A 20761-nucleotide genomic window follows, 5' to 3' on the forward strand; every position below is an offset into this window, starting at 1 on the left:
TCAGACATGTTTTGAAACTATCCACTCGACCTGTGGAAAACTTTGTGGGGAACCTGAGCGAACGCGCGCTAAGTCTTTGATCCGCAACGCCCCGGCTGTCGTTGATCGTTTTCCGGGCACGGGAGAAATTTATTGAAAATCAAACACTTAGCTTGTGGTAGCGAGCTTGCGCTGCTGCGTTGCAATAGGCAGCGTGGCGCTGGGGTACTCGCGGGTTTCTGGGGATAAGTCAAGGATGACGGACCCTGAACACGGGAAAACCCGCGTTGGAACCATGCATCCTGCGCAGTTGTGCTCAGGCGCCGGCGGACCTTTGACGGCGCGAGTGAGCGTGCACTGTGTCGACGAGCACGGACACTGCTTCCGGGGGGGTGAACTGGCTGATTCCGTGGCCGAGGTTGAAGACATGGCCATCGCTGCGGCCATGGCGTTCCGGCGCGCCGAAGCTGTCGAGCACGCGCTCCACCTCGGTGCGGATGGCCGCCTCGCCACCGAACAGCACCGACGGGTCGAGGTTGCCCTGCAGCGCCACGCGGTGGCCGACCCGGTCCCGCGCCGCGCCCAGGTTCATCGTCCAGTCGAGGCCGACCACGTCGCAGCCACTGTCGGCGATCTGCTCCAGCCACAGCCCGCCGCCCTTGGTGAAGACGATCTGCGGGATGCGGCAGCCCGCATGCTCTCGCTTGATTTGGCGCAGAACGCGCTCGGTGTAGGCCAGGCTGAACTCTTGGAAGGCGCCGTCGGCCAGCACGCCGCCCCAGCTGTCGAAGACCATCACCGCCTGCGCGCCGGCCTCGATCTGGGCATTGAGGTAGGCCGCGACGGCGTCGGCGTTGATCGCGAGGATCCGGTGCATCAGGTCCGGCCGGCGGTAGAGCATCGACTTGACGAGACGGTAGTCGTCGCTGCCGCCGCCTTCGACCATGTAGCAGGCCAGGGTCCACGGGCTGCCGGAGAAGCCGATCAGCGGGACCCGGCCCACCTTTCGACCGTTCGCGTCGGCCTGGGTCAGCGCGCGGCGGATCGAGCTCACGGCGTCGAAGACGTAGCGCAGCTTGTCGAGGTCGGGCGCTTGCAGGCGCATCACGTCGGCCTCGTCACGCAGCGGACGCGCGAACTTCGGGCCCTCGCCCTGCGCGAAGCTCAGGCCCAGGCCCATCGCGTCGGGCACGGTGAGGATGTCGGAGAACAGGATCGCCGCGTCGAGCGGGTAGCGCTCGAGCGGCTGCAGCGTGACCTCGGTCGCGTAGTCGGGATTCGTCGCCAGGCCCATGAAGCTGCCGGCGCGCGCGCGGGTGGCGTTGTACTCGGGCAGGTAGCGCCCGGCTTGGCGCATCAGCCAGACCGGCGTGCAGTCGGTCGGCAGACGCAGGCAGGCGCGCAGGAAGCGCTCGTTGGCCAGCGCTGGCAGTTGAAGATTGGGGGTGTTCATCGACCGCGATTGTCGCAGCGCCACTGCCAAGGCGAGCCGTCGACGCCGTATGCTGCGCACCTCGCCGCCGTGGCGATCGAATGACGAGGAGTGCCATGTCCAGCTTTGTGATGACCGTCCGCAGCGTTCGCCTGGTGGCGGCGCTGGCCCTTGCCGCCGTGCTCGCGGGCTGCGGCTACAACGACTTCCAGCGCCTCGACGAGGCCACCAAGTCGGCCTGGTCCGAGGTGCTCAACCAGTACCAGCGGCGTGCCGACCTGATTCCCAACATCGTCAGCACGGTCAAGGGCGAGGCGGCGTTCGAGCAGGAGACGCTGACCAAGGTGATCGAGGCACGCTCGCGCGCCACCGCGATCCAGGTCACGCCGGAGACACTGAACAACCCCGAGGCCTTCCAGAAGTTCCAGGCCGCGCAGGGCGAACTGGGCTCGGCGTTGAGCCGGCTGATGGCGGTCAGCGAGAACTACCCGAACCTCAAGGCCAACCAGGGCTTCCAGGACCTGCGCGTGCAGCTCGAAGGCACCGAGAACCGCATCACGGTGGCGCGCAACCGCTACATCAAGGCGGTGCAGGACTTCAACGTGCTTGCGCGCAGCTTCCCGACCAATCTGACGGCGATGATCTTCGGCTACCCGGCCAAGCCCAACTTCGCGGTCGCCAACGAGGCGCAGATCTCGGCGCCGCCGACGGTGAGCTTCGACAAGCCGGCCTCCAAGTAGAGCCTGCGACGAGTCGGCCGTGATGTCGCTTCTGCTGCGGCGCTGGCCCGCGCTGGCGGCCTTGCTGCTGCTTGTCGCCGCGTGCGGCCTGGCCCGCGCGCAGGATCTGAAGCCGTTGCCGGTGCCCGCGGCGCCGCTGACCGACCAGACCGGCACGCTGACGCCGACGCAGCGCGCGGCGCTCGAGGCCAAGCTGGCCGGGATCGAGCGCGAGCTTGGCACCCAGGTGGCGGTGGTGATCGTCGCCAGCACCGCGCCCGAGGACATTGCCGACTACACGCAGCGCCTCGGCGATGCCTGGAAGATCGGCCGGCGCGAGGTCGGCGACGGGCTGCTGATCGTGGTCGCCAAGGACGATCGCAAGATGCGCATCGCGCCGGCCAAGTCGCTCGAGGGCGCGGTGCCCGACCTCGCCGCGCGCCAGATCATCGAGCGCACGCTGGCGCCGGCCTTTCGCAAGGGCGACTATGCCGGCGGCCTGAACGCCGCGGTCGACCAGCTGGCCGCCCGCATCAAGGGCGAGGCGCTGCCGGAGCCGGGCCGCGACGCCGGCAGTCGCGCGCAACAGGGCCTCGACTTCGGTGACCTCGCGCTGTTCTTCTTCATCGCGGTCCCGGTCGCCGGCGCGGTGCTTACGGCGATGATGGGCCGCAAGCTTGGTAGCCTGGTGACCGCCGGCGGTGCCGGCGCGCTGGCCTTTGTCGCCAGCACCAGCCTGCTCGTTGCGCTTGGCGCCGGGCTGGTGGCGCTGGTGCTGGTCGGCGTGCTCGGCATCGGCGCCAGCCGGCGCGGCTCGGGCATGGGCGGTCACGGCGGGCTGCCGCCGGTGATCTTTCCCGGTGGCGGCGGCGGTTGGGGCGGTGGCGGCGGCGGGGGAGGCGGCTGGTCCTCCGGCGGTGGCGGTGATTTCGGCGGCGGCGGCGCCTCCGGCGACTGGTGAGTGGCTGAGATGGGCATTGCACGCTTCCTGCGCCACCGCTGGCTCGACGAGGGCGACGCCCGACGCATGCTCGGCGCCGGCGCGCTCGAGCGCGTCGAGCAGCGCGTGCGCGCCAGCGAGCAGCGCCACAGCGGCGAGGTCCGCGTCTGCGTCGAGGCCGGGCTGCCGCTCGGCTACCTGTGGAAGGGCCTGGGCGCGCACGCCCGCGCCGTCACGCTGTTCGGCAAGCTGCGGATCTGGGACACCGAGCACAACAACGGTGTGCTGATCTACCTGCTGCTGGCCGATCACGCCATCGAGGTGGTCGCCGATCGCGGCATCACGCGTCACGTGGAGCCCCAGCGCTGGCAGCAGATCGTCGGCGCGATGCGCGAGGACTTTCGCGCCGGGCGTTTCGAGGAGGGCCTGAACGCGGCGATCGACGCGGTCGACGGCCTGCTCGTCAGCCACTACCCGCTGGCCCCGGGCCAGCGCAACCCGAACGAGTTGCCCGACGTGCCCGATCTGCGCTGATCAGCGCGCCGAGCCGGCCACCATGTCGAAGCGGAACAGCCGGCACTCGATCGGCCCGTTCCACATCGGAATGCGGCGGCTTTCCTTGAGTCGCATCGCCTGCGGCAGCTTCGCGTCCGGACTCAGCACCCAGGCGGTCCAGCCGGCGTAGTGGCGCTTCCAGTGCGCCGCCAGGCGACTCGCGAAATCGGCGGCATCGGTGGCGCCCTCGAATCCTTCTCGGGCAGCATGTGCCGCGGCGCTGTGCGGCGGATCGCCGACGCGATGCACGCGCGGCGAGCGACCGGCACCCTTGGGCTCGATGCGCTCGCCGTAGGGCGGATTGAGCATCAGCGTGCCATGGTCCGCGGGCGCTACGCGTTGCAAGGCATCGGCGGTCTTGAACTCGATGGCCTTGAACGTCGCCGTCAGCACCCCGGCACGCTCGGCGTTGCGGGTCGCGAAGTCGGTCATGCGAAACGACACGTCGCCGGCATGGATCGCGACCCGCGGCGCATGCACCGCGGCGCGGGCCTGCTCGCGCAGCTCGCGCCAGGCGGCCTGCTCGGCGGCCTCGCGAAACGGCCGCTGGCGCTCGAAGGCAAAGCGGCGGCCGATGCCGGGCGCGATGCCGCACGCCATCTGGGCCGCCTCGATCGCGATCGTGCCCGAGCCGCAGACCGGGTCGAGCAGCGGCCCGTCCTCCTCGCGGCCCTGCCAGCCGGCGGCGGCGAGCATCGCGGCGGCCAGCGTTTCCTTCAGCGGCGCCTCGCCCTTGTCCTCGCGCCAGCCGCGCTTGAACAGCGCCTCGCCCGAGGTGTCGACGTAGATCGTGGCCTCGAACTCGCCGAGGTGCAGCACCAGCGGCAGGTCGGGGTGGCGCAACTCGACGCTCGGCCGGGTGCCTTCGCGCTCGCGGATCTGGTCGCAGACCGCGTCCTTGATGCGCAGCGCAGCGAAGTTCAGGCTCTTCAGCGGCGAGCGGGTCGCGGTCACGTCGACCCGCAAGGTTTCGCGCGGGCCGATCCAGTGGCCCCAGTCGACCTCGCGCGCCAGCGCATAGAGATGATCCTCGTGGCCGTAGGGGCCGTGCATCACTTCGACCAGCACACGCTGGGCGATGCGGCTGCCGAGGTTGAGCGCCATCGCCTCGCGCGGGCCGCCATTGACGGACACGCCACCGCGGCGCGTCTGCGGCTCGCTGCCCGGCAGCAGGCGGCCGACTTCTTCGGCAAGCCAGGCCTCGGCGCCGGCGGCGCAGGGGAGGAAGAGCTGGGCGGGGCCGTGGTCCTCGCTTTCGATGTTCACAGCGCGGCCTCCGCTGCGGGGCGCGACGCCAAGGCCGAGGTGTCGGCCGCTGGCGCTGTTCGCGCTGCGTCGATCCCCGCTGCGCGGGCGTTCGGCGCAGCAGCCGCGCCTGCGAAGCTGCGCAGCGAAGCCGAACGAGTCAAGCGCCTGCACTGCGCACGTTCCGAGGCGCCACGCTGCGGCGCTTGCTCGCCGAGTGCGCTCACAGCGCCCGCCTCAAATTCGCCGGCGCGATCTTCATCGCTTCGCGGTACTTGGCGACGGTGCGCCGCGCGACCGTGATGCCCTGCTCGCCGAGCATCTCGGAGAGCTGGCTGTCGGACAGCGGCTTGACGCCGTCCTCGGCCGCCACCAGCTGCTTGATCAGCGCCCGCACCGCGGTGCTCGAGGCATTGCCGCCGGCCTCGGTGTTGAGCGAGCTGCCGAAGAAGTACTTCAGCTCGAAGGTGCCGTGCGGCGTGCTCATGTACTTGGCGGTGGTCACGCGCGAGATCGTGCTTTCGTGCAGGCCGAGCTCGTCGGCGATCTCGCGCAGCACCAGCGGCTGCATCGCGATCGCGCCGTGGCTGAAGAAGCCCTTCTGGCGCTCGACGATGGCCTGGCTGACGCGCTGGATGGTGTCGAAGCGCTGCAGGATGTTCTTCATGAACCAGCGCGCCTCCTGCAGCCGCGCGCCGAGCGCGGGCGCGCCATCGCCGGCACCGGTGCGCGCGGCACCGCGCGGGCCACGCTGCTGCTTGAGCGCCTGCGCGTAGAGGTCGTTGATGCGCAGCTTGGGCATCACGTCCGGGTTGAGCGTCACGCGCCAGCCGCGACCGGCCTTCTGCACGATCACGTCGGGCACCACGATGTTGGCCTCGGCGCGCGCGAAGGGCCGCGCCGGCTTGGGCTCGCAGCGGCGGATCAGCGCCTGCGCGGCCTTCAGCAACTCCTCGTCGGCGCCGGTGGCCCCCATCAGCTTGCGCCAGTCGCGCCGCGCGAGCAGCTCGAGGTGGTGCTTGCAGATCAGGATCGCGATCATCTGCGCCTCGCTGCGCGGCTGCTGGCGCAGCTGCAACACGAGGCAGTCGGCCAGATCGCGCGCGCCGACGCCGAGCGGGTCCAGGCTCTGCAGCCAGCCGAGCGCGCATTGCAGTCGCGAGCGCAGCTCCTCGCAGGCCTCGGCGTCGTCGCCGGCCAGGCGTTCGGCGATCTCGGCCGGCGAATCGGCGAGGTAGCCGTTCTCGTCGAGCGAATCGATCAGCATCAGCACCGCGGCGCGGTCGGCGTCCGACAGGCGCATGCCGCGCAGCTGCTCGCGCAGGTGGTCTTCCAGGCTCGGCGCGGCCGTGCTGCGCTCGAAGGGGTCGTAGTCCTCGCCGTCGTTGCTGGAGGACGACGAACCGACGCTCGACGGGGTCTCGCGGATGCCGTCGAAGTCCTCGCGCTCGGTGCCGTTCTCCCAGTCGTCGCGCGCGGTGCTGCCGAAGTCGATGCCGTCGATGCCGGGCTCGCCATCGCCGGCGCTGACGTTGTCGGCGGCGCCGTCCCAGGGCTCGTCGGCCATGCTGCGCTCGCCGGCCGAGACCTCGCTCGAGGTCGCGGCGCCGGCCGCGGCCAGCGTGTCGTAGGGGCCTGGGCCGGCCTCCTCGTCGACCTCGATGAAGGGATTGGTCTCGAGCATCTGCTCGATTTCCTGGTGCAGCTCGAGCGTCGACAGCTGCAACAGGCGGATCGATTGCTGCAGCTGCGGCGTCAGCGCCAGGTGCTGCGAGAGGCGGACGTTCAGCGAGGGCTTCATTGACATGCCCAGCCGGGCGCCGGACCGTCCCAAGGCCGGCTGCGCCCCCCTCGGGGGCAGTGAGTGGCAAAGCCGCGAGCGTGGGGGCCCATGGTCACATCCGGAAATGCTCGCCGAGGTAGACCTTGCGCACGTCGGGGTTCTCGACGATCTGCTCGGGGCGGCCCTCGGCCAGCACGCGGCCTTCGCTGATGATGTAGGCGCGGTCGCAGATGCCCAGCGTCTCGCGCACGTTGTGGTCGGTGATCAGCACGCCGATGCCGCGCGCCTTGAGGAAGCCGATGATGCGCTGGATCTCGATGACCGCGATCGGGTCGACGCCGGCAAAGGGCTCGTCGAGCAGGATGAAGCGCGGCTGGGTGGCCAGCGCACGCGCGATCTCGACCCGGCGCCGCTCGCCGCCCGACAGCGCCGGTGCCGGCGACTCGCGCAGCTTCTCGATGCTCAGGTCGTTGAGCAGCCCGCTCAGCAGCTCGCTGATGCGGCCGTCCGAGTAGGGCTTGCCGTCGGCGTCGAGCTGCAGCTCGAGCACCGCGCGGATGTTCTCCTCGACCGTCAGGCGCCGGAAGATCGAGGCCTCCTGCGGCAGGTACGACAGCCCGAGGCGCGAGCGCTCGTGGATCGGCATGCGCTCCACCGCCTTGCCGTCGATATGGATGTCGCCGGCATCGGCGCGTACCAGGCCGACGATCATGTAGAAGCTGGTCGTCTTGCCGGCGCCGTTGGGGCCGAGCAGGCCGACCACTTCGCCAGCCTGCACCGACAGGTGCACGTCCTTGACCACCTTGCGCGCGCCGTAGCTCTTCTGCAGGCCGCGCGCCTCGAGGCGGCTCTCACCGACCCCGTTCGCGCTGCCGTTGCCGTTGATGGCCATGCTCACGGCTTGCCGGACCCCGTGGCGGAACTCGACTTGGCGTCACGCGGCGTCAGCACGCCGCGCACGCGCCCCGAGGCCACCGGCGAAGCGGGCCCGCCCAGCACCTGGAAGACCTCGGTCGTGTTGTCGAAGGAGATCGTGCTGCCGGCCACCTCGTCGGCCAGCGTGCTGCCGCGAAAACGCCGCAGCGTGGCCTGGTTGACCAGTTTCACGGTGTCGGCGCGGGCGTCGTACTCGAGCCGCTCGGCCTCGCCCTCGAGGAACTCCTCGCTGCCCTCGCGCTTCTGGCGAAAGCTGGCCCGCTTGCCGGGGCCGCCGGTGGCCACCGCGAACTGGTAGCCGTCAGGGCTCTGGCGCACCTCGACCTGGTCGGCGCGGATCACGATCGAGCCCTTGCTGATCTCGACGTTGCCGCTCAGCACCGTGACCTGGCGCAGATCGTCGACCCGTGCCGAATCGGCGGCAAAGTTGAGCGGCAGGTTGCGGTCGGCGCGCTCGGCCCGGACGCCCGGCACTGCGGCAGCAAGGAGCAGGGCCAGCATGAGCGGAACGGCGGTGGCGCGGAACGGAAGTGGTTGCATGAATGGCGGCACGAAACTTGCGGTCCATTCTAGACCCAAGCTTGGCCGCCACCATGCCTCCTGCACGCTGTCGCGTCGGGCCGACGATGCCGGTTGTCGGCCTTGCGGCCTTCGTTCAGCCCTTGGTCTTGCGGATCTGGGCGACCAGGTAGTCGGTCACCGCCAGCGACGCCTCGTTGCCACCGGCCAGCGTGCCGGAGGTGTAGAAGCGGCCGTTGATGCCCATCGCCGGCGTGCCGTCGACCTTGTAGCCCGCCGTCAGCGTGCTGGCCTGGCGCGCCTTGGTGGCAACGCCGAAGGAGTTCATGACGTCGGCGAACTTGGCGCGATCGACGCCGTTCTTGGCGACAAAGTCGAGCACCTTCTCCGGCGTGTCGAGCGGGTTGCGCTCGACGTGGATCGCGGCGAAGACCTTGCGGTGCAGGGTGTCGACCAGGCCCAGGGTCTCGATCGCGAAGTAGAGCTTCTGGTGCAGGACGAACGGCACCTCGCGGAAGGCGACCGGCATGCGCCGGAACAGCACGTCGGCGGGGAGCTTGCGCGACCAGGTGTCGATCGCCGGTTCGAAGGCGAAGCAGTGCGGGCAGCTGTACGAGAAGAACTCGAGGACCTCGATCTTGTTGGCATCGAGTGTCGGCTGTGGCTGCGAGAGCTTGAGGAAGTTGGTGCCCGCTACCGGTTGGGCAACGGCAAGGTTGGTTCCGAGCGCGGCGATGGTGGCGGCGCCCAAGGTCGAGAACTCACGGCGATTCATGCTTGCGGATCCAGTCCTGGGTTTCGGTGAAAGGGGGGCCTTGCCTTACTTCTCTTACTTCTGCACGCGCACCAGCGCCGCCTCGATGCCGTTGCTGGCGAGCCGGTCCTGGGTCGACTCGGCCTCGCTGCGCTTCTCGTAGGGGCCCATGCGCACCCGGTACACGGTGCGCCCGCCCTGCTCGCGCTCGGTCAGCTTGGACTCGAAGCCGGCCAGCGCCAGCTTGGCGCGCTGTTGCTCGGCGTCCTCGGTCCGGCCATAGGCGCCGGCCTGCACGAAATACACGAACGCTTCAGCGGCCGCAGCGGATGACGCCCCCGCCGCCGGCTTCTGGCCGGACAGGATCGCCGCCGGATCCCGGACCACGGGCGTGCCCGGCTTGGCGGCCGGCGTCACGACCACGGCCTTGTCGCCGGGCTTGGGCAGCGCGGGAATGCCGAGGGCCGGCGCGGTGCCGGAGGCCGCCTTCGGCGCGGTCGCGACTCCGTTGCGATTGCCGTTGAGGCCGGCGTTGGGGTCCCAGTTCTTGTTGCGTTCGGCCTCGGCTGCATCCTGCTCGGCGCTGCGCTGCGGCAGCTTGTCGACGAAGGGGATCGGCACCTTGGTGACATAGAGCGCCACGCCGAGCGCCAGCGCCAGGCCGACCAGCAGACCGACGATCAGGCCGAGGATGAAGCCGCCGCGCTGGCGGGCCGGGGAAGTCTTGGGCATGGGTGGTTTCAACAGGAGCTCACATCGATTCCGGGGCCGACACGCCGACCAGCGCCAAGCCGTTGCGTAGCACCTGGGCGACGGCGGCCAGCAGCGCCAGGCGGGCACGGGTCAGTTCGACGTCGTCGGTGAGAAAGCGTTCGGCGGCGTAGTAGCTGTGGAAGGCGCCGCTGAGATCGCGCAGGTAGAAGGCCACGTCGTGCGGCGCGAGGTCGCGCGCGGCGCCGGCCAGCATCTCGGGGTAGGTCGCGAGCTTGAGCAGCAGTGCCGTCTCGGTCGGTGCCACCAGTCGCGCCAGATCGGCCTGCGCCAGGGCCGCGAGATCGCCGCCACGCTCGGCCGCCCAGTCGCGCAGCACCTTGCTGATGCGGGCATGCGCGTACTGCACGTAGAAGACCGGGTTCTCGTCGTTCTTCTTGAGCGCGAGGTCGACGTCGAAGGTGAACTCGGTGTCGGCCTTGCGACTGATCAGGAAGAAACGCACCGCGTCGCGGCTGGTCCAGTCGATCAGGTCGCGCAGCGTCACGTAGCCGCCGCTGCGCTTGGAGATCTTGACCTCCTCGCCGTCCTTCATCACCCGCACCATGGTGTTGAGCACGTAGTCGGGATAGCCGACCGGGACGCCGACGTTCGCCGCCTGCAGCCCGGCGCGCACGCGGGCGATCGTGCCGTGATGGTCGGTGCCCTGGATGTTGACGACCTTGCTGAAGCCGCGCTCCCACTTGCCGATGTGATAGGCCACGTCCGGCACGAAATAGGTGTACGAGCCGTCGGACTTGCGCATCACGCGGTCCTTGTCGTCGCCGTAGTCGGTCGTGCGCAGCCACAGCGCGCCGCCGTCCTCGAAGGTCTTGCCGGCGGCCACCAGCTTGCGCACCGTCTGCTCGACGCGGCCGCTGCTGTACAGGCTGGACTCGAGGAAGTAGTTGTCGAAGCGCACGCTGAAGGCCTGCAGGTCCAGGTCCTGCTCGTGGCGCAGATAGGCCACCGCGAACTGGCGGATGCCGTCGAGATCGTCCGGGTCGCCCGAGGCGCTGAACTCACGGTCGTCGGCCTTGACGGTCTTCTGCGCGAGGAAGTCGGCCGCGATGTCGGCGATGTACTCGCCGTTGTAGGCGCTCTCAGGCCAGCCTGCGTCGCCCGGCTTGAGGCCGTCGATGCGGGCCTTGGTGGAGGCGGCCAGCGTGGCGATCTGCACCCCGGCGTCGTTGTAATAGAACTCGCGCGTGACCTGCCAGCCCTGGCTCTGCTGCAGGTTGCAGATCGCGTCGCCGAGCGCAGCTTGGCGGCCGTGACCGACGTGCAGCGGGCCGGTCGGGTTGGCCGAGACGAACTCGACCATCAGCTTGTGGTCGCGCGCCGGCGCATGGCCGAAACGGTCGCCGCCGGCCAGCACCTCGGCCACGATCTGCTGCTTGGCGGCGGGCTTCAGACGCAGGTTGATGAAGCCGGGGCCGGCGATCTCGAGCGCATCGACCCAGCGCTGCACCGCCGGCTGCGCCTGCAGCGCGGCGATCAGTGCCTGCGCCAGTTCGCGCGGGTTCTTCTTCAGCGGCCGCGCCAGTTGCATCGCGGCGGTGATCGCGAGGTCGCCGTGCGCGGCCTGCTTGGGACTTTCGAAAACCGGGGCGGGCGCGTGCTCGGCAGCCTCGCCCGGCGTGACTGTCACCAGCGCGTCAGCCAGCGCCAGCAACAGTTCTTCCTTGGCGTGAATCATTGCCAGATTCTACGGGGCGGGTGCGCCACAAAACGGCGCCGACCGGTCACCGAATGTCGCCACAATGGGTCCAAACCGAAGCTCGATCCATGAGTTCACTGCCTGCCGTTGCCGCGCCCCCGATCGGTGCCGACCTGCCCGAGCGCATCGGCAAGTACCGCGTGCTGCGCAAGCTCGGCGAGGGCGCGACCAGCGAGGTCTTCCTCGGCCACGACGACTTCAACGACCGGCCGGTGGCGATCAAGCGCAGCCGCCCGCAGGCGCTGGCCGACGGCAGCGAGGGCTCGGGCCACCAGGCGCGCTTCTTTGCTGCCGAGGCGGCGCTGGTCGGCCGCCTGCAGCACCCGAACGTGGTCCAGCTCTACGACGCGGTGCCCGATCCGGCCGGGCCCTACCTGGTGATGGAGTACGTCGCCGGCACCACGCTGCGCCAGTACTGCCGCGCCGACTCGCTGCTGCCGCTCGACCAGATCGTCGAACTCGGCTTCAAGTGCGCCATGGCGCTCGGCTACTTCTCGCGCCAGGGGTTGATCCACCGCGACATCAAGCCGGCCAACATCCTGGCCTCGCTGGCCGGCGGCGAGCATCTGGTCGACGTCAAGATCAGCGACTTCGGCAGCGTGCTCAACCTCTCGGCCGACACCACCCAGGTGTTCCGGGTCGGCTCGCTGGCCTACATGGCGCCGGAGCAACTCGACGGCGACGCGCTCGACACCCGTGCCGACATCTACGCGCTCGGCGCCGTGCTGTATCACCTGATCGCCGGCCGACCGCCCTTCGAGGCGGCGTCGCAGCCGGCGCTGATGACCCAGATCTGCACCGCCGAGCCCGCGCCGCTGCAGGCGCTGCGCGCCGGCGTCGAGCCGGCGCTCGACGCGGTGGTGCGCCGGGCGCTGGCCAAGTCGCGCAACGAGCGCTACGCCGACTGGGACCAGTTCGCGAAGGCGCTGTCGGCGCTGGTCGCCAACCAGCTGGTGCCGCGCGGCAACCTGCAGGCGGTGCTCGACTCGGAGCGCTTCAACCTGCTGCGCAGCCTCGAGTTCTTCGCCGCGTTCGGCGATGTCGAACTCTGGGAAGTGGTGCACCGCGCGCGCTGGCAGCGCTTCCCGCTCGGCCACAAGCTCTACCAGTTGGGCGAGGAGGGCAACACCTTCCACATCATTGCCGAGGGCGCGGTCGACGTGTTCCGCAACGGCAGCCAGGTGGCGCACCTGGGCGCCGGCACCTCGGTCGGCGAGATGGCGTACCTGGCGCCCAACCCCGAGCTGCGCCGCCACAGCGCCGACGTGGTGGTGGTGGAGCCGGCCGCCACGATCGCCTTCGCGCCCGACGCGATGGCGCGCCTGAGCCCGAGCTGCCGCCACCTCTTCGACGACGCCTTCATCCGCGTGCTGGTGCGCCGCCTGCACGCGGCGCACGAGGCGATCGCCCACCCGCGACGGATTCTCTGATTGCCGCCGGCGCCCGGCGCTGCTTCAATGGCTGCCGAGCCATCCGCCCGCAAGGGCCTTCCACTCCGGAGCGTTCATGAGCAACAAGCTGTTCCCCTGCCTGGCGGTCCTGGCCTGCGCCCTGGGCATCTCGACCTCGGCCGCCGCCGCCACCTGTGAAGCGCAGGCGGCCGAGAAGAAGCTCGCCGGCGCAGCTTCGACCAGCTTCATCAAGAAGTGCGAGGAAGACGGCCGCGGCACGCCGGCCGCCAGCGGTGGTGCCTGCGAGGCCCAGGCGGCCGAGAAGAAGCTCGCCGGCGCGGCCAAGACCAGCTTCGTCAAGAAGTGCGAGACCGACGCCAAGGGCGCCACGGCTGCCAGCAGCGCCGCCGCCAAGTGCGACGCCCAGGCGGCCGAGAAGAAGCTGGCCGGCGCCGCCAAGACCAGCTTCGTCAAGAAGTGCGTGACCGACGCCGGCGGCTAGTCGCGCTCGCCTGAACCTTCAGGCGGCGTTCTGCCAGAAGGCCGGATCGCCGTAGCTGTGCTTGAGAAAATCGATCCATAGCCGCACCCGCAGCGGCAGGTGGCGCCGCTGCGGAAAGACCGCGTAGATCCCGTTGGGCGGCGCGGCGAAGTCGTCGAGCAGCCGCACCAGGCGGCCGTCGGCGACCTCGCCTTCGACTTCCCAGGTGCTGCGCCAGGCAATGCCGTGGCCGGCCAGGCACCAGTCGTGCAGCACCTGGCCGTCGGAGCAGTCCATGCGGCCGCTCGGCTTGAGATGCTGCAACTCGCCGTCGACGCTGAAGGCCCAGCCGCGGGTCTGGCTGGCGTCGGAACTCAGGGTCAGGCACTGGTGGCGCGCGAGTTCGGCCGGGTGGGCCGGTGTGCCATGGCGCTTGAGATAGCCGGGTGTAGCCACGCAGAGCCGGCGGTTGTCGGCCAGGCGCACGCTCACGAGACTCGAGTCGGGCAGGTCGCCGACCCGCACCGCGCAGTCGAAACCCTCGTGGACGATGTCGACCACCCGATCGCTCAGGTTCAGCGAGACCGAGACTTCGGCGTGCAGTTCGGCGAACTTCGGCACCAGCGGCGCCACGTGGCGCCGACCGAAGCCGGCCGGCGCGGTGATCCGCAGGTGGCCGCTGGCCTTGACGCCGCCGGCGCTGACGCTGGCCTCGGCGTTGGCCAAGTCGGCCAGCAGGCGCTGGCAGTCCTCGAGATAGGCGCTGCCCTCGTGGGTGAGCGTGATGCGGCGCGTGGTGCGCACCAGCAACTTGACGCCCAGGCGCTCCTCGAGCCCGTCGATGCGGCGGCCGATCACCGCCGGCGCGACGCCTTCGGCGTTGGCGGCGGCCGTCAGGCTGCCCTTGAGGGAGACCGATACGAACGATTCGATTTGCTTGAGCCGATCCATTTTGAAAGATTACCCGCAGTTTGGTCAGCAATCAATGGACGGCGGACTCGTGTGGGCGGTATTCGCTCTGCGAAGCGCATTGAAGCTCGCAATTTCTGGTTGTTTATGTGGCGTGGATCGCCCAGTACATTGAGGCGATGCTGCCGCGTGCCGTTCTCTTCGACGCCTACGGAACCTTGTTCGACGTCTACAGCGTCGGGCTGCTGGCCGAGCAGCTCTATCCGGGCCATGGCGAGCGGCTGGCACAGCTCTGGCGCGACAAGCAGATCGAGTACACCCGCCTGGTGTCGATGAGCGGCCGCTACCGGCCGTTCTGGGAGCTGACCCGCGCCGGCCTGCGCTTTGCCGCGCGCCGCCTCGGCCTCGAATTGCCGCTGGAGGCCGAGGACCGGCTGATGAACCAGTACCGCCACCTGAGCGCCTTTCCCGAGAACCGCGCGGTGCTGGCCGAACTGCGGGCGCGCGACGTGCGCGCCGGCATCCTCAGCAACGGCGACCCCGAGATGCTGGCCGTGGCCGTCAAGAGCGCCGGCCTCACCGAACTGCTCGACCCGGTGCTGAGCGTGCACGCCACCCGCCGCTACAAGACCGACCCGGCGGCCTACGCACTCGGCCCGGCCGCGCTCGGGCTCGACCCGCGCCAGATCCTCTTCGTATCGAGCAACGGCTGGGACGCCATCGGCGCCACCTGGTACGGCTACACCACGCTGTGGGTCAACCGTGGCAACCTGCCGCTCGAGGAACTCGAGGTCACGCCCACCCGTATCGGCAGCAGCCTGCGCGACGTGCTCGATTTCTTTCCCACCTGAATCCGAAACCCTCCTACGGTTAGCACCATGAGCCAACGTATCGCCTGCCACCGACTCCAGGTCGACGCCGAACTGCACCGCTTCATCGAACAGCGCGTGCTGCCCGGCACCGGCGTCACGCCGGTCGCCTTCTGGGCCGGCTTCGATGCCATCGCGCACGAGTTGGCGCCGAAGAACGCCGCGCTGCTGGCCGAGCGCGACCGGCTGCAGCTCGAGCTCGATGCCTGGCATCGCGCCCACCCGGGGCCGATCGCCGACATGCCGGCCTATCGCGCCTTCCTGGAGCGCATCGGCTACCTGGTCCCGCCGCCGGCCGGCGTGCGCGCAACAACCGCCAATGTCGACGCCGAGCTGGCCCTGCAAGCCGGCCCGCAGCTGGTGGTGCCAGTGCTCAACGCGCGCTACGCGCTCAACGCCGCCAACGCGCGCTGGGGCTCGCTCTACGACGCGCTCTACGGCACCGATGTGATCAAAGAGACCGACGGTGCCGAGAAGGGCAGCAAGGGCTACAACCCCGTGCGCGGCGCCAGGGTGATCGACTTCGCGCGCGGCGTGCTCGACCAGGCCGCGCCGCTGGCCGGTGGCGCTTCGCACCGCGACGCCACAGGCTATCGCGTCGAAGGCGGCAAACTGGCGGTTGCGCTGAACGGCGGCGCCAGCGCCGGCCTCGCCGATCCCGCTGCATTTGCCGGCTACCAGGGCGAGGCCGCAGCGCCCTCGTCGGTGCTGCTGCGCCACCACGGCCTGCATCTCGACATCCGCATCGACCGCAACACGCCGATCGGCAAGGCCGACGCGGCCGGCGTCGCCGACGTGGTGCTCGAGGCGGCGCTGTCGACCATCCTCGATCTCGAGGACTCGGTCGCGGTGGTCGACGCGCAGGACAAGGTGCTGGCCTACGGCAACTGGCTCGGCATCCTGCAGGGCACGCTGACCGAGGAGGTCGTCAAGGGCGGCAAGAGCTTCACCCGCGGCCTCAGCCCCGACCGCGCCTACACGGCGCCCGACGGCTCGGCGCTGAAGCTCCATGGCCGCTCGCTGATGTTCGTGCGCAATGTCGGCCACCTGATGACGAACCCGGCGATCCTGCTCGAGGGCGGAAGCGAGATCCCCGAAGGAATCCTCGACGCGGTGATCACGGTGACGATCGCGCTGCACGACCTGCAGGGCAAGGGCGCTGGCGGCATTCGCAACTCGCGCACCGGCAGCGTCTACATCGTCAAGCCCAAGATGCACGGGCCGGCCGAGGTCGCATTCGCGAGCGAGCTCTTCGGCCGCGTCGAGGCCTTGCTGGGCCTGGCGCCCAACACCGTCAAGCTCGGCATCATGGACGAGGAGCGCCGCACCAGCGTCAACCTGCAGGCCTGCATCGCCGCGGCGGCGGCGCGGGTGGCCTTCATCAACACCGGCTTCCTCGACCGCACCGGCGACGAGATGCATACCGCGATGCACGCCGGGCCGATGATCCGCAAGGGCGACATGAAGAGCAGCGCCTGGATCCAGGCCTACGAGCGCAGCAACGTGCTGGTGGGACTTTCCTGCGGCCTGCGCGGCCGGGCCCAGATCGGCAAGGGCATGTGGGCAATGCCCGATCTGATGGCGGCGATGCTCGAGCAGAAGATCGGGCACCCGAAGGCCGGCGCCAACACCGCTTGGGTGCCGAGCCCGACCGCGGCGACGCTGCATGCGCTGCACTACCACCAGGTCGATGTCGCCGCCGTGCAGCAGGAGCTGGAGAAGGTCGACGCCGGGGCGCAGCGCGACGCGATCCTGGCCGACCTGCTGCGCGTGCCCGTCACCGCCGAGCCGAACTGGACTGCGGCACTGAAGCAGCAGGAGCTCGACAACAACGCGCAGGGCATCCTCGGCTACGTGGTGCGCTGGATCGACCAGGGCGTGGGCTGCTCCAAGGTGCCCGACATCCACAACATCGGCCTGATGGAAGACCGTGCCACGCTGCGCATCAGCAGCCAGCACATCGCCAACTGGTTGCTGCACGGCGTGGTCAGCGCGGCGCAGGTCAACGAGACGCTGCAGCGCATGGGCGCGGTGGTCGATGGCCAGAACGCCGGCGACCCGCTCTACCAGCCGATGGCCGGGCGGTGGGATACGAGCTATGCCTACCGCGCCGCGCACGACCTGGTGTTCAAGGGCCTCGAGCAGCCCAGCGGCTACACCGAGCCGCTGTTGCATGGCTGGCGGCTGAAGGTGAAGGCGGCGGCTCGGTCCTGAGGCCGCAGTTCATGCACCCGATTCCACGCTTCGTCGGCTGATTAGACGCGCGCCTCGCCGCGACGGCCGTGGCGTGGCTACAGTGCGGCCCGGCGCCTTTGGCGCCGTCGTCAACGTTGACGCGGGCCGATCGGCCCGCGCCTTCCCACTCCCCTCCGACCTCGCCTGCGTGATCCGCGGCGGATGTCGGAGAACCGCGCTGCGCAGGAGATGTTCGTCGTGAGATCACTGTCCCTCTCGTCCCTGGCGATCGCTGCCGCCCTCGCACTCGGCGCGGCCCTGCCGGCCCAGGCCCAGAACAAGCCGAGCGCGCTGGCCCCGGCCTCCGGCATCGAACGCGGCGCGATCGACCCGGCCGTGCGCGCCCAGGACGACCTGTTCCGCCATGTCAACGGCACCTGGCTCAAGAACGAGCCGATCCCGGCCGACCGCGCCACGACCGGCGCCTTCGACCAGATCTACGAGAACACCCAGCTCAAGCTGCGCGCGCTGATCGACGAGGCCGCGGCCAACCCGAAGAACGCCGACGCGCGCAAGCTCGGCGATCTCTACGCCAGCTTCATGGACGAGGCGCGGCTCGAGACGCTCGGCGTCAAGCCGCTGGCCGCGGAACTGGCGGCGATCGATGCGGTGCGCTCGCGCGACGAACTGCCGGCGCTGATGGCGCGCATGGCGCGTCTGGGCGTCAGCGCCCCGCTCGACATGAACATCCACCAGGACGCCAAGGACGCCACCGTCTATGTGGCCGACCTGGCCCAGGGCGGCCTCGGCCTGCCCGACCGCGACTACTACCTGCAGGCCGACGACGCGCGCTTCGCCGAGGTGCGCGCCAGGTACGAGGCCTACCTGAGCAAGATCGCGACGCTGGCGGGCGTGCCGGCCGAGCGTGCCGCGGCCGATGCCAGGGCGGTGCTCGCGCTCGAGACCGCGCTGGCCAAGGCGCAGTGGAGCCGGGTCGAGAACCGCGATCCGGTCAAGACCTACAACCGGGTCGAACTCAAGGGCTTGCCGACCCTCACGCGCGCCATCGACTGGAACGCGTACCTCCAGGCCGCCGGCCTCGCCGGCAAGGCGAAGTACCTGATCGTCAGCCAGCCAAGCTACGTCACCGGTCTCGGCCAACAGATCGAGGGCGCGCCGCTCGAGTCGTGGAAGGCCTATTGCCGCACGCGGCTGCTGAGCGCCTACGCGCCCTACCTGGGCCGCGACTTGGTCGACGCCCGCTTCGCCTTCGTCGGCACCACGCTGCAAGGCACGCCCGAACTGGCGCCGCGCTGGAAGCGTGGCGTCACGCTGGTCGATGGCTCGGTCGGCGAACTGCTCGGCAAGCTCTACGTGGATCGCCATTTCCCGCCCGGTCACCAGGCCAGGATGGAGGCGCTGGTTGCCAACCTGATGGAGGCCTATCGCCAGAGCATCGACACGCTCGACTGGATGAGCCCGGCCACCAAGAAGGAAGCCAAGGCCAAGCTCGCCAAGTTCACGCCCAAGATCGGCTACCCCAAGCAGTGGCGCGACTACTCGGCGCTGGTCATCAAGCGCGACGACCTGGCCGGCAACGTGATGCGTGCCAACGGCTTCGAGTTCGAGCGCAACCTGGCCAAGCTCGGCAAGCCGGTCGACCGCGGCGAGTGGTTCATGACGCCGCAGACCATCAACGCCTACTACAACCCCGAGCTCAACGAGATCGTGTTCCCGGCCGCGATCCTGCAGCCGCCGTTCTTCGACGCGACGGCCGACGACGCGATGAACTACGGCGCCATCGGCGCCATCATCGGCCACGAGATCAGCCACGGCTTCGACGACCAGGGCAGCCAGTACGACGGCGAGGGCAACCTGCGCGACTGGTGGACCAAGGAAGACCGCGAGCGCTTCGCCAAGAAGACCCAGGCGCTGGTGGCGCAGTACAACGCCTACAGCCCGGTCAAGGGCTACCACGTCAACGGCGAGCTGACGCTGGGCGAGAACATCGCCGACGTCTCGGGCCTGGCGATCGCGCACAAGGCCTACCGTCTGTCGCTGGCAGGCAAGGACGCGCCGGTGATCGAGGGGATGTCGGGCGACGTGCGCTTCTTCTACGGCTACGCGCAGGCCTGGCGCGGCAAGTCGCGCGAGGCGGCGCTGGTGCAGCAGCTCAAGAGCGACCCGCACTCGCCCGAGGAATTCCGCGCCAACGGCGGTGCCAAGAACCAGGACAGCTTCTTCGACACCTTCGCCGTCAAGCCCGGTGATGGCCTGTGGCTGGCGCCGGCCGAGCGTGTGAAGATCTGGTGATGCCGCGACCGACCGTGACGCCCCCAGGGCCGGGCTGTGCCCGGCCCGCCCCCCGAGGGCGTCAGGGAAACTTGGGGCGGTCCGGCGTTTCCCTGGGCGGCTTCACGCTCATCGAACTGATGGTCGTCGTGGCCGCCATCGCGATCCTGGCGCTGTTCGCGGTGCCGAGCTTCCAGGACCGCATCGTGCGGGCCCAGATCGTCGAGGCGATGCCGCTGGCCGATATCGCCAAGCGGCCGGTTGCCGCGGCCTGGGCCGCCAGCGCGCCGCTGCCGGCCGACAACGCCGAGGCCGGGCTACCGCCGCCCGAGAAGATCGTCAGCAACTACGTGCGCGCGGTGACAGTCGAGAACGGCGCGATCCACGTCGCCTTCGGCAACCAGGCCAACGGTGCGCTGAAGGGTCGCGTGCTGAGCCTGCGCCCGGCGGTGGTCGAGGATGCGCAGGTGGTGCCGGTGAGCTGGCTCTGTGGCCACGCGCCGGTGCCCGAGAAGATGACGGCCCGCGGCGCGGACCGCACCGACATCCCGCCGAACTTCCTGCCGCTGAACTGCCGCGGCCGCTGAAGCGGCCGGCCCCTCAGCCCGCGCTGCAGCGGGCCTTGTAGGTCTGCTCGGCGCGCTGCAGGTCGGCCTTCTCGCCCTCGTTCATGCCGGCCGCGCGCTGGCGCTTGCCGTGCAGGATGCGCAGCATCTCGTAGCACTGGTCGCGTTCGAGCGCGCTGCGATCCTGCGCCGCCTTCTGCGCCAGTTGCGCCGACTGGCGCGCGTCGCGCTGCAGACGCTGGTCGCGTGACCATTCCTCGCGAGCCTGCCGCTCGTCCTCGCTGCAGCGGCGCTGGTAGTCCCGGTGCAGGTCGGCCAGGGTGTCGGCGCGAACACCGCGTGCCGGCCCGGTGCGGATCGCCTCGCTCATCTGCTGGCACTCGGCGCCGAGGTAGGGAAGGAAGTCCGATGCGCGCGCCGCCCGCGGCATGTAGGTCGATGACGACAGCGTCGGCGCCTGCTGCGGCGCACCGCCGATCACGCCGAGCCGCCCGCGCGGAGCGCCTTCGCCGCAGGGGCGGTCCGAGAGGTAGGTGGACTGCCCCGATCCGCAGCGATAGACCGCCTGCGCCGCCGCCTCCAGGCCAGCCAGTCCGAGCGCGGCCGCAAGGATTGCGCGCGCCAAAGGGCTCCATGAATTCATCGCTCCGGCCTCCCGTCCGGCCCGACACTGTAGCTTTGGTGCAGGCCGTCACGGTTGCCCCCTTCAAGGGGATCGTCGTCGGTGGTGCGCGACGTCCATCGGC

General features: G+C 69.9%; 19 protein-coding genes. 9 read left to right on the top strand and 10 right to left on the bottom strand.

Translation table 11 applies throughout. The features are described from left to right. Positions 1 to 295 precede the first annotated feature (295 nt). Positions 296 to 1432 (bottom strand): uroporphyrinogen decarboxylase, encoded by a 1137-nt coding sequence (gene hemE, locus EV670_RS09670; RefSeq protein ID WP_130431625.1) that lies wholly within the window; start codon positions 1430 to 1432, stop codon positions 296 to 298. A 110-nt stretch (positions 1433 to 1542) separates the two neighbouring features. On the opposite strand from hemE, the gene EV670_RS09675 reads away from it, so the two are divergent. The 3 genes from EV670_RS09675 to EV670_RS09685 are packed head-to-tail and all read left to right on the top strand — an operon-like array spanning position 1543 to position 3604. After that, positions 1543 to 2151 carry a LemA family protein gene (locus EV670_RS09675; protein WP_130431713.1) on the top strand — a complete coding sequence of 203 codons (609 nt, stop codon included), beginning with the start codon at positions 1543 to 1545 and terminating at the stop codon, positions 2149 to 2151. Positions 2152 to 2173: 22 nt separating this feature from the next. Next, positions 2174 to 3091: a TPM domain-containing protein gene (locus tag EV670_RS09680; protein ID WP_130431626.1), complete on the top strand. Its 918-nt coding sequence runs from the start codon at positions 2174 to 2176 to the stop codon at positions 3089 to 3091. 9 nt (positions 3092 to 3100) lie between these two features. Continuing rightward, positions 3101 to 3604: a TPM domain-containing protein gene (locus tag EV670_RS09685; protein ID WP_130431627.1), complete on the top strand. Its 504-nt coding sequence runs from the start codon at positions 3101 to 3103 to the stop codon at positions 3602 to 3604. Here EV670_RS09685 and EV670_RS09690 read toward each other — a convergent pair whose 3' ends face one another. The 7 genes from EV670_RS09690 to argS form a co-directional block, all read right to left on the bottom strand. Beyond that, positions 3605 to 4891, bottom strand: a complete 1287-nt coding sequence (locus tag EV670_RS09690) for a THUMP domain-containing class I SAM-dependent RNA methyltransferase (RefSeq protein WP_242616891.1) — start codon at positions 4889 to 4891, stop codon at positions 3605 to 3607. A 202-nt stretch (positions 4892 to 5093) separates the two neighbouring features. Beyond that, entirely contained in the window at positions 5094 to 6671 is a 1578-nt protein-coding gene (locus tag EV670_RS09695; RefSeq protein ID WP_130431628.1) for an RNA polymerase factor sigma-54, read from the bottom strand. A gap of 94 nt (positions 6672 to 6765) precedes the next feature. Next, the gene (lptB, locus tag EV670_RS09700) at positions 6766 to 7545 is read right to left on the bottom strand and encodes an LPS export ABC transporter ATP-binding protein (RefSeq protein WP_130431715.1); all 780 of its coding nucleotides are present in this window, start codon (positions 7543 to 7545) and stop codon (positions 6766 to 6768) included. Between the two features lie 2 nt (positions 7546 to 7547). Next, positions 7548 to 8090, bottom strand: a complete 543-nt coding sequence (lptA, locus tag EV670_RS09705; protein WP_242616892.1) for a lipopolysaccharide transport periplasmic protein LptA — start codon at positions 8088 to 8090, stop codon at positions 7548 to 7550. A 154-nt stretch (positions 8091 to 8244) separates the two neighbouring features. Further along, positions 8245 to 8883: a thiol:disulfide interchange protein DsbA/DsbL gene (locus EV670_RS09710; protein WP_130431630.1), complete on the bottom strand. Its 639-nt coding sequence runs from the start codon at positions 8881 to 8883 to the stop codon at positions 8245 to 8247. A 54-nt stretch (positions 8884 to 8937) separates the two neighbouring features. Continuing rightward, a complete protein-coding gene (locus tag EV670_RS09715) occupies positions 8938 to 9594 on the bottom strand; it encodes an SPOR domain-containing protein (protein WP_130431631.1) in 657 nt (218 codons plus the stop codon). A gap of 19 nt (positions 9595 to 9613) precedes the next feature. After that, entirely contained in the window at positions 9614 to 11311 is a 1698-nt protein-coding gene (gene argS / locus EV670_RS09720; RefSeq protein ID WP_130431632.1) for an arginine--tRNA ligase, read from the bottom strand. Positions 11312 to 11400: 89 nt separating this feature from the next. Here argS and EV670_RS09725 point away from each other — a divergent pair, with 89 nt between their 5' ends. Together EV670_RS09725 and EV670_RS09730 are read left to right on the top strand one after the other, a co-directional pair. Beyond that, a complete protein-coding gene (locus EV670_RS09725) occupies positions 11401 to 12762 on the top strand; it encodes a serine/threonine-protein kinase (protein ID WP_242616893.1) in 1362 nt (453 codons plus the stop codon). Positions 12763 to 12838: 76 nt separating this feature from the next. Continuing rightward, entirely contained in the window at positions 12839 to 13225 is a 387-nt protein-coding gene (locus EV670_RS09730; protein ID WP_130431634.1) for a hypothetical protein, read from the top strand. Between the two features lie 18 nt (positions 13226 to 13243). On the opposite strand, the gene EV670_RS09735 is transcribed toward EV670_RS09730, so the two are convergent. Beyond that, positions 13244 to 14155: a LysR family transcriptional regulator gene (locus tag EV670_RS09735; RefSeq protein WP_130431635.1), complete on the bottom strand. Its 912-nt coding sequence runs from the start codon at positions 14153 to 14155 to the stop codon at positions 13244 to 13246. A gap of 137 nt (positions 14156 to 14292) precedes the next feature. On the opposite strand from EV670_RS09735, the gene EV670_RS09740 reads away from it, so the two are divergent. The 4 genes from EV670_RS09740 (at position 14293) to EV670_RS18840 (ending at position 20036) form a co-directional block, all read left to right on the top strand. After that, on the top strand, positions 14293 to 14964 hold the full coding sequence (locus EV670_RS09740; protein ID WP_130431636.1) for a haloacid dehalogenase type II: 672 nt from the start codon (positions 14293 to 14295) through the stop codon (positions 14962 to 14964). A gap of 27 nt (positions 14965 to 14991) precedes the next feature. After that, positions 14992 to 17196 carry a malate synthase G gene (locus EV670_RS09745; protein WP_130431637.1) on the top strand — a complete coding sequence of 735 codons (2205 nt, stop codon included), beginning with the start codon at positions 14992 to 14994 and terminating at the stop codon, positions 17194 to 17196. 210 nt (positions 17197 to 17406) lie between these two features. Then, on the top strand, positions 17407 to 19470 hold the full coding sequence (locus EV670_RS09750; protein ID WP_130431716.1) for a M13 family metallopeptidase: 2064 nt from the start codon (positions 17407 to 17409) through the stop codon (positions 19468 to 19470). Positions 19471 to 19589: 119 nt separating this feature from the next. Then, on the top strand, positions 19590 to 20036 hold the full coding sequence (locus EV670_RS18840) for a pilin (protein WP_278044414.1): 447 nt from the start codon (positions 19590 to 19592) through the stop codon (positions 20034 to 20036). A gap of 13 nt (positions 20037 to 20049) precedes the next feature. On the opposite strand, the gene EV670_RS09760 is transcribed toward EV670_RS18840, so the two are convergent. Next, a complete protein-coding gene (locus EV670_RS09760; protein WP_130431639.1) occupies positions 20050 to 20658 on the bottom strand; it encodes a hypothetical protein in 609 nt (202 codons plus the stop codon). Positions 20659 to 20761: the final 103 nt, after the last annotated feature.

Origin of the sequence: Rivibacter subsaxonicus, assembly GCF_004217215.1 — a bacterium.
GTDB lineage: Bacteria > Pseudomonadota > Gammaproteobacteria > Burkholderiales > Burkholderiaceae_C > Rivibacter > Rivibacter subsaxonicus.

What these genes read in the sequence shown, in the direction of transcription:
- hemE (WP_130431625.1), bottom strand. Translation starts at nt 1,432, where the DNA reads ATGAACACCCCCAATCTTCAACTGCCAGCGCTGGCCAACGAGCGCTTC.
- EV670_RS09675 (WP_130431713.1), top strand. Translation starts at nt 1,543, where the DNA reads ATGACCGTCCGCAGCGTTCGCCTGGTGGCGGCGCTGGCCCTTGCCGCC.
- EV670_RS09680 (WP_130431626.1), top strand. Translation starts at nt 2,174, where the DNA reads ATGTCGCTTCTGCTGCGGCGCTGGCCCGCGCTGGCGGCCTTGCTGCTG.
- EV670_RS09685 (WP_130431627.1), top strand. Translation starts at nt 3,101, where the DNA reads ATGGGCATTGCACGCTTCCTGCGCCACCGCTGGCTCGACGAGGGCGAC.
- EV670_RS09695 (WP_130431628.1), bottom strand. Translation starts at nt 6,671, where the DNA reads ATGAAGCCCTCGCTGAACGTCCGCCTCTCGCAGCACCTGGCGCTGACG.
- lptB (WP_130431715.1), bottom strand. Translation starts at nt 7,545, where the DNA reads ATGGCCATCAACGGCAACGGCAGCGCGAACGGGGTCGGTGAGAGCCGC.
- lptA (WP_242616892.1), bottom strand. Translation starts at nt 8,090, where the DNA reads ATGCTGGCCCTGCTCCTTGCTGCCGCAGTGCCGGGCGTCCGGGCCGAG.
- EV670_RS09710 (WP_130431630.1), bottom strand. Translation starts at nt 8,883, where the DNA reads ATGAATCGCCGTGAGTTCTCGACCTTGGGCGCCGCCACCATCGCCGCG.
- EV670_RS09715 (WP_130431631.1), bottom strand. Translation starts at nt 9,594, where the DNA reads ATGCCCAAGACTTCCCCGGCCCGCCAGCGCGGCGGCTTCATCCTCGGC.
- argS (WP_130431632.1), bottom strand. Translation starts at nt 11,311, where the DNA reads ATGATTCACGCCAAGGAAGAACTGTTGCTGGCGCTGGCTGACGCGCTG.
- EV670_RS09725 (WP_242616893.1), top strand. Translation starts at nt 11,401, where the DNA reads ATGAGTTCACTGCCTGCCGTTGCCGCGCCCCCGATCGGTGCCGACCTG.
- EV670_RS09730 (WP_130431634.1), top strand. Translation starts at nt 12,839, where the DNA reads ATGAGCAACAAGCTGTTCCCCTGCCTGGCGGTCCTGGCCTGCGCCCTG.
- EV670_RS09735 (WP_130431635.1), bottom strand. Translation starts at nt 14,155, where the DNA reads ATGGATCGGCTCAAGCAAATCGAATCGTTCGTATCGGTCTCCCTCAAG.
- EV670_RS09740 (WP_130431636.1), top strand. Translation starts at nt 14,293, where the DNA reads ATGCTGCCGCGTGCCGTTCTCTTCGACGCCTACGGAACCTTGTTCGAC.
- EV670_RS09745 (WP_130431637.1), top strand. Translation starts at nt 14,992, where the DNA reads ATGAGCCAACGTATCGCCTGCCACCGACTCCAGGTCGACGCCGAACTG.
- EV670_RS09750 (WP_130431716.1), top strand. Translation starts at nt 17,407, where the DNA reads ATGTTCGTCGTGAGATCACTGTCCCTCTCGTCCCTGGCGATCGCTGCC.
- EV670_RS18840 (WP_278044414.1), top strand. Translation starts at nt 19,590, where the DNA reads ATGGTCGTCGTGGCCGCCATCGCGATCCTGGCGCTGTTCGCGGTGCCG.
- EV670_RS09760 (WP_130431639.1), bottom strand. Translation starts at nt 20,658, where the DNA reads ATGAATTCATGGAGCCCTTTGGCGCGCGCAATCCTTGCGGCCGCGCTC.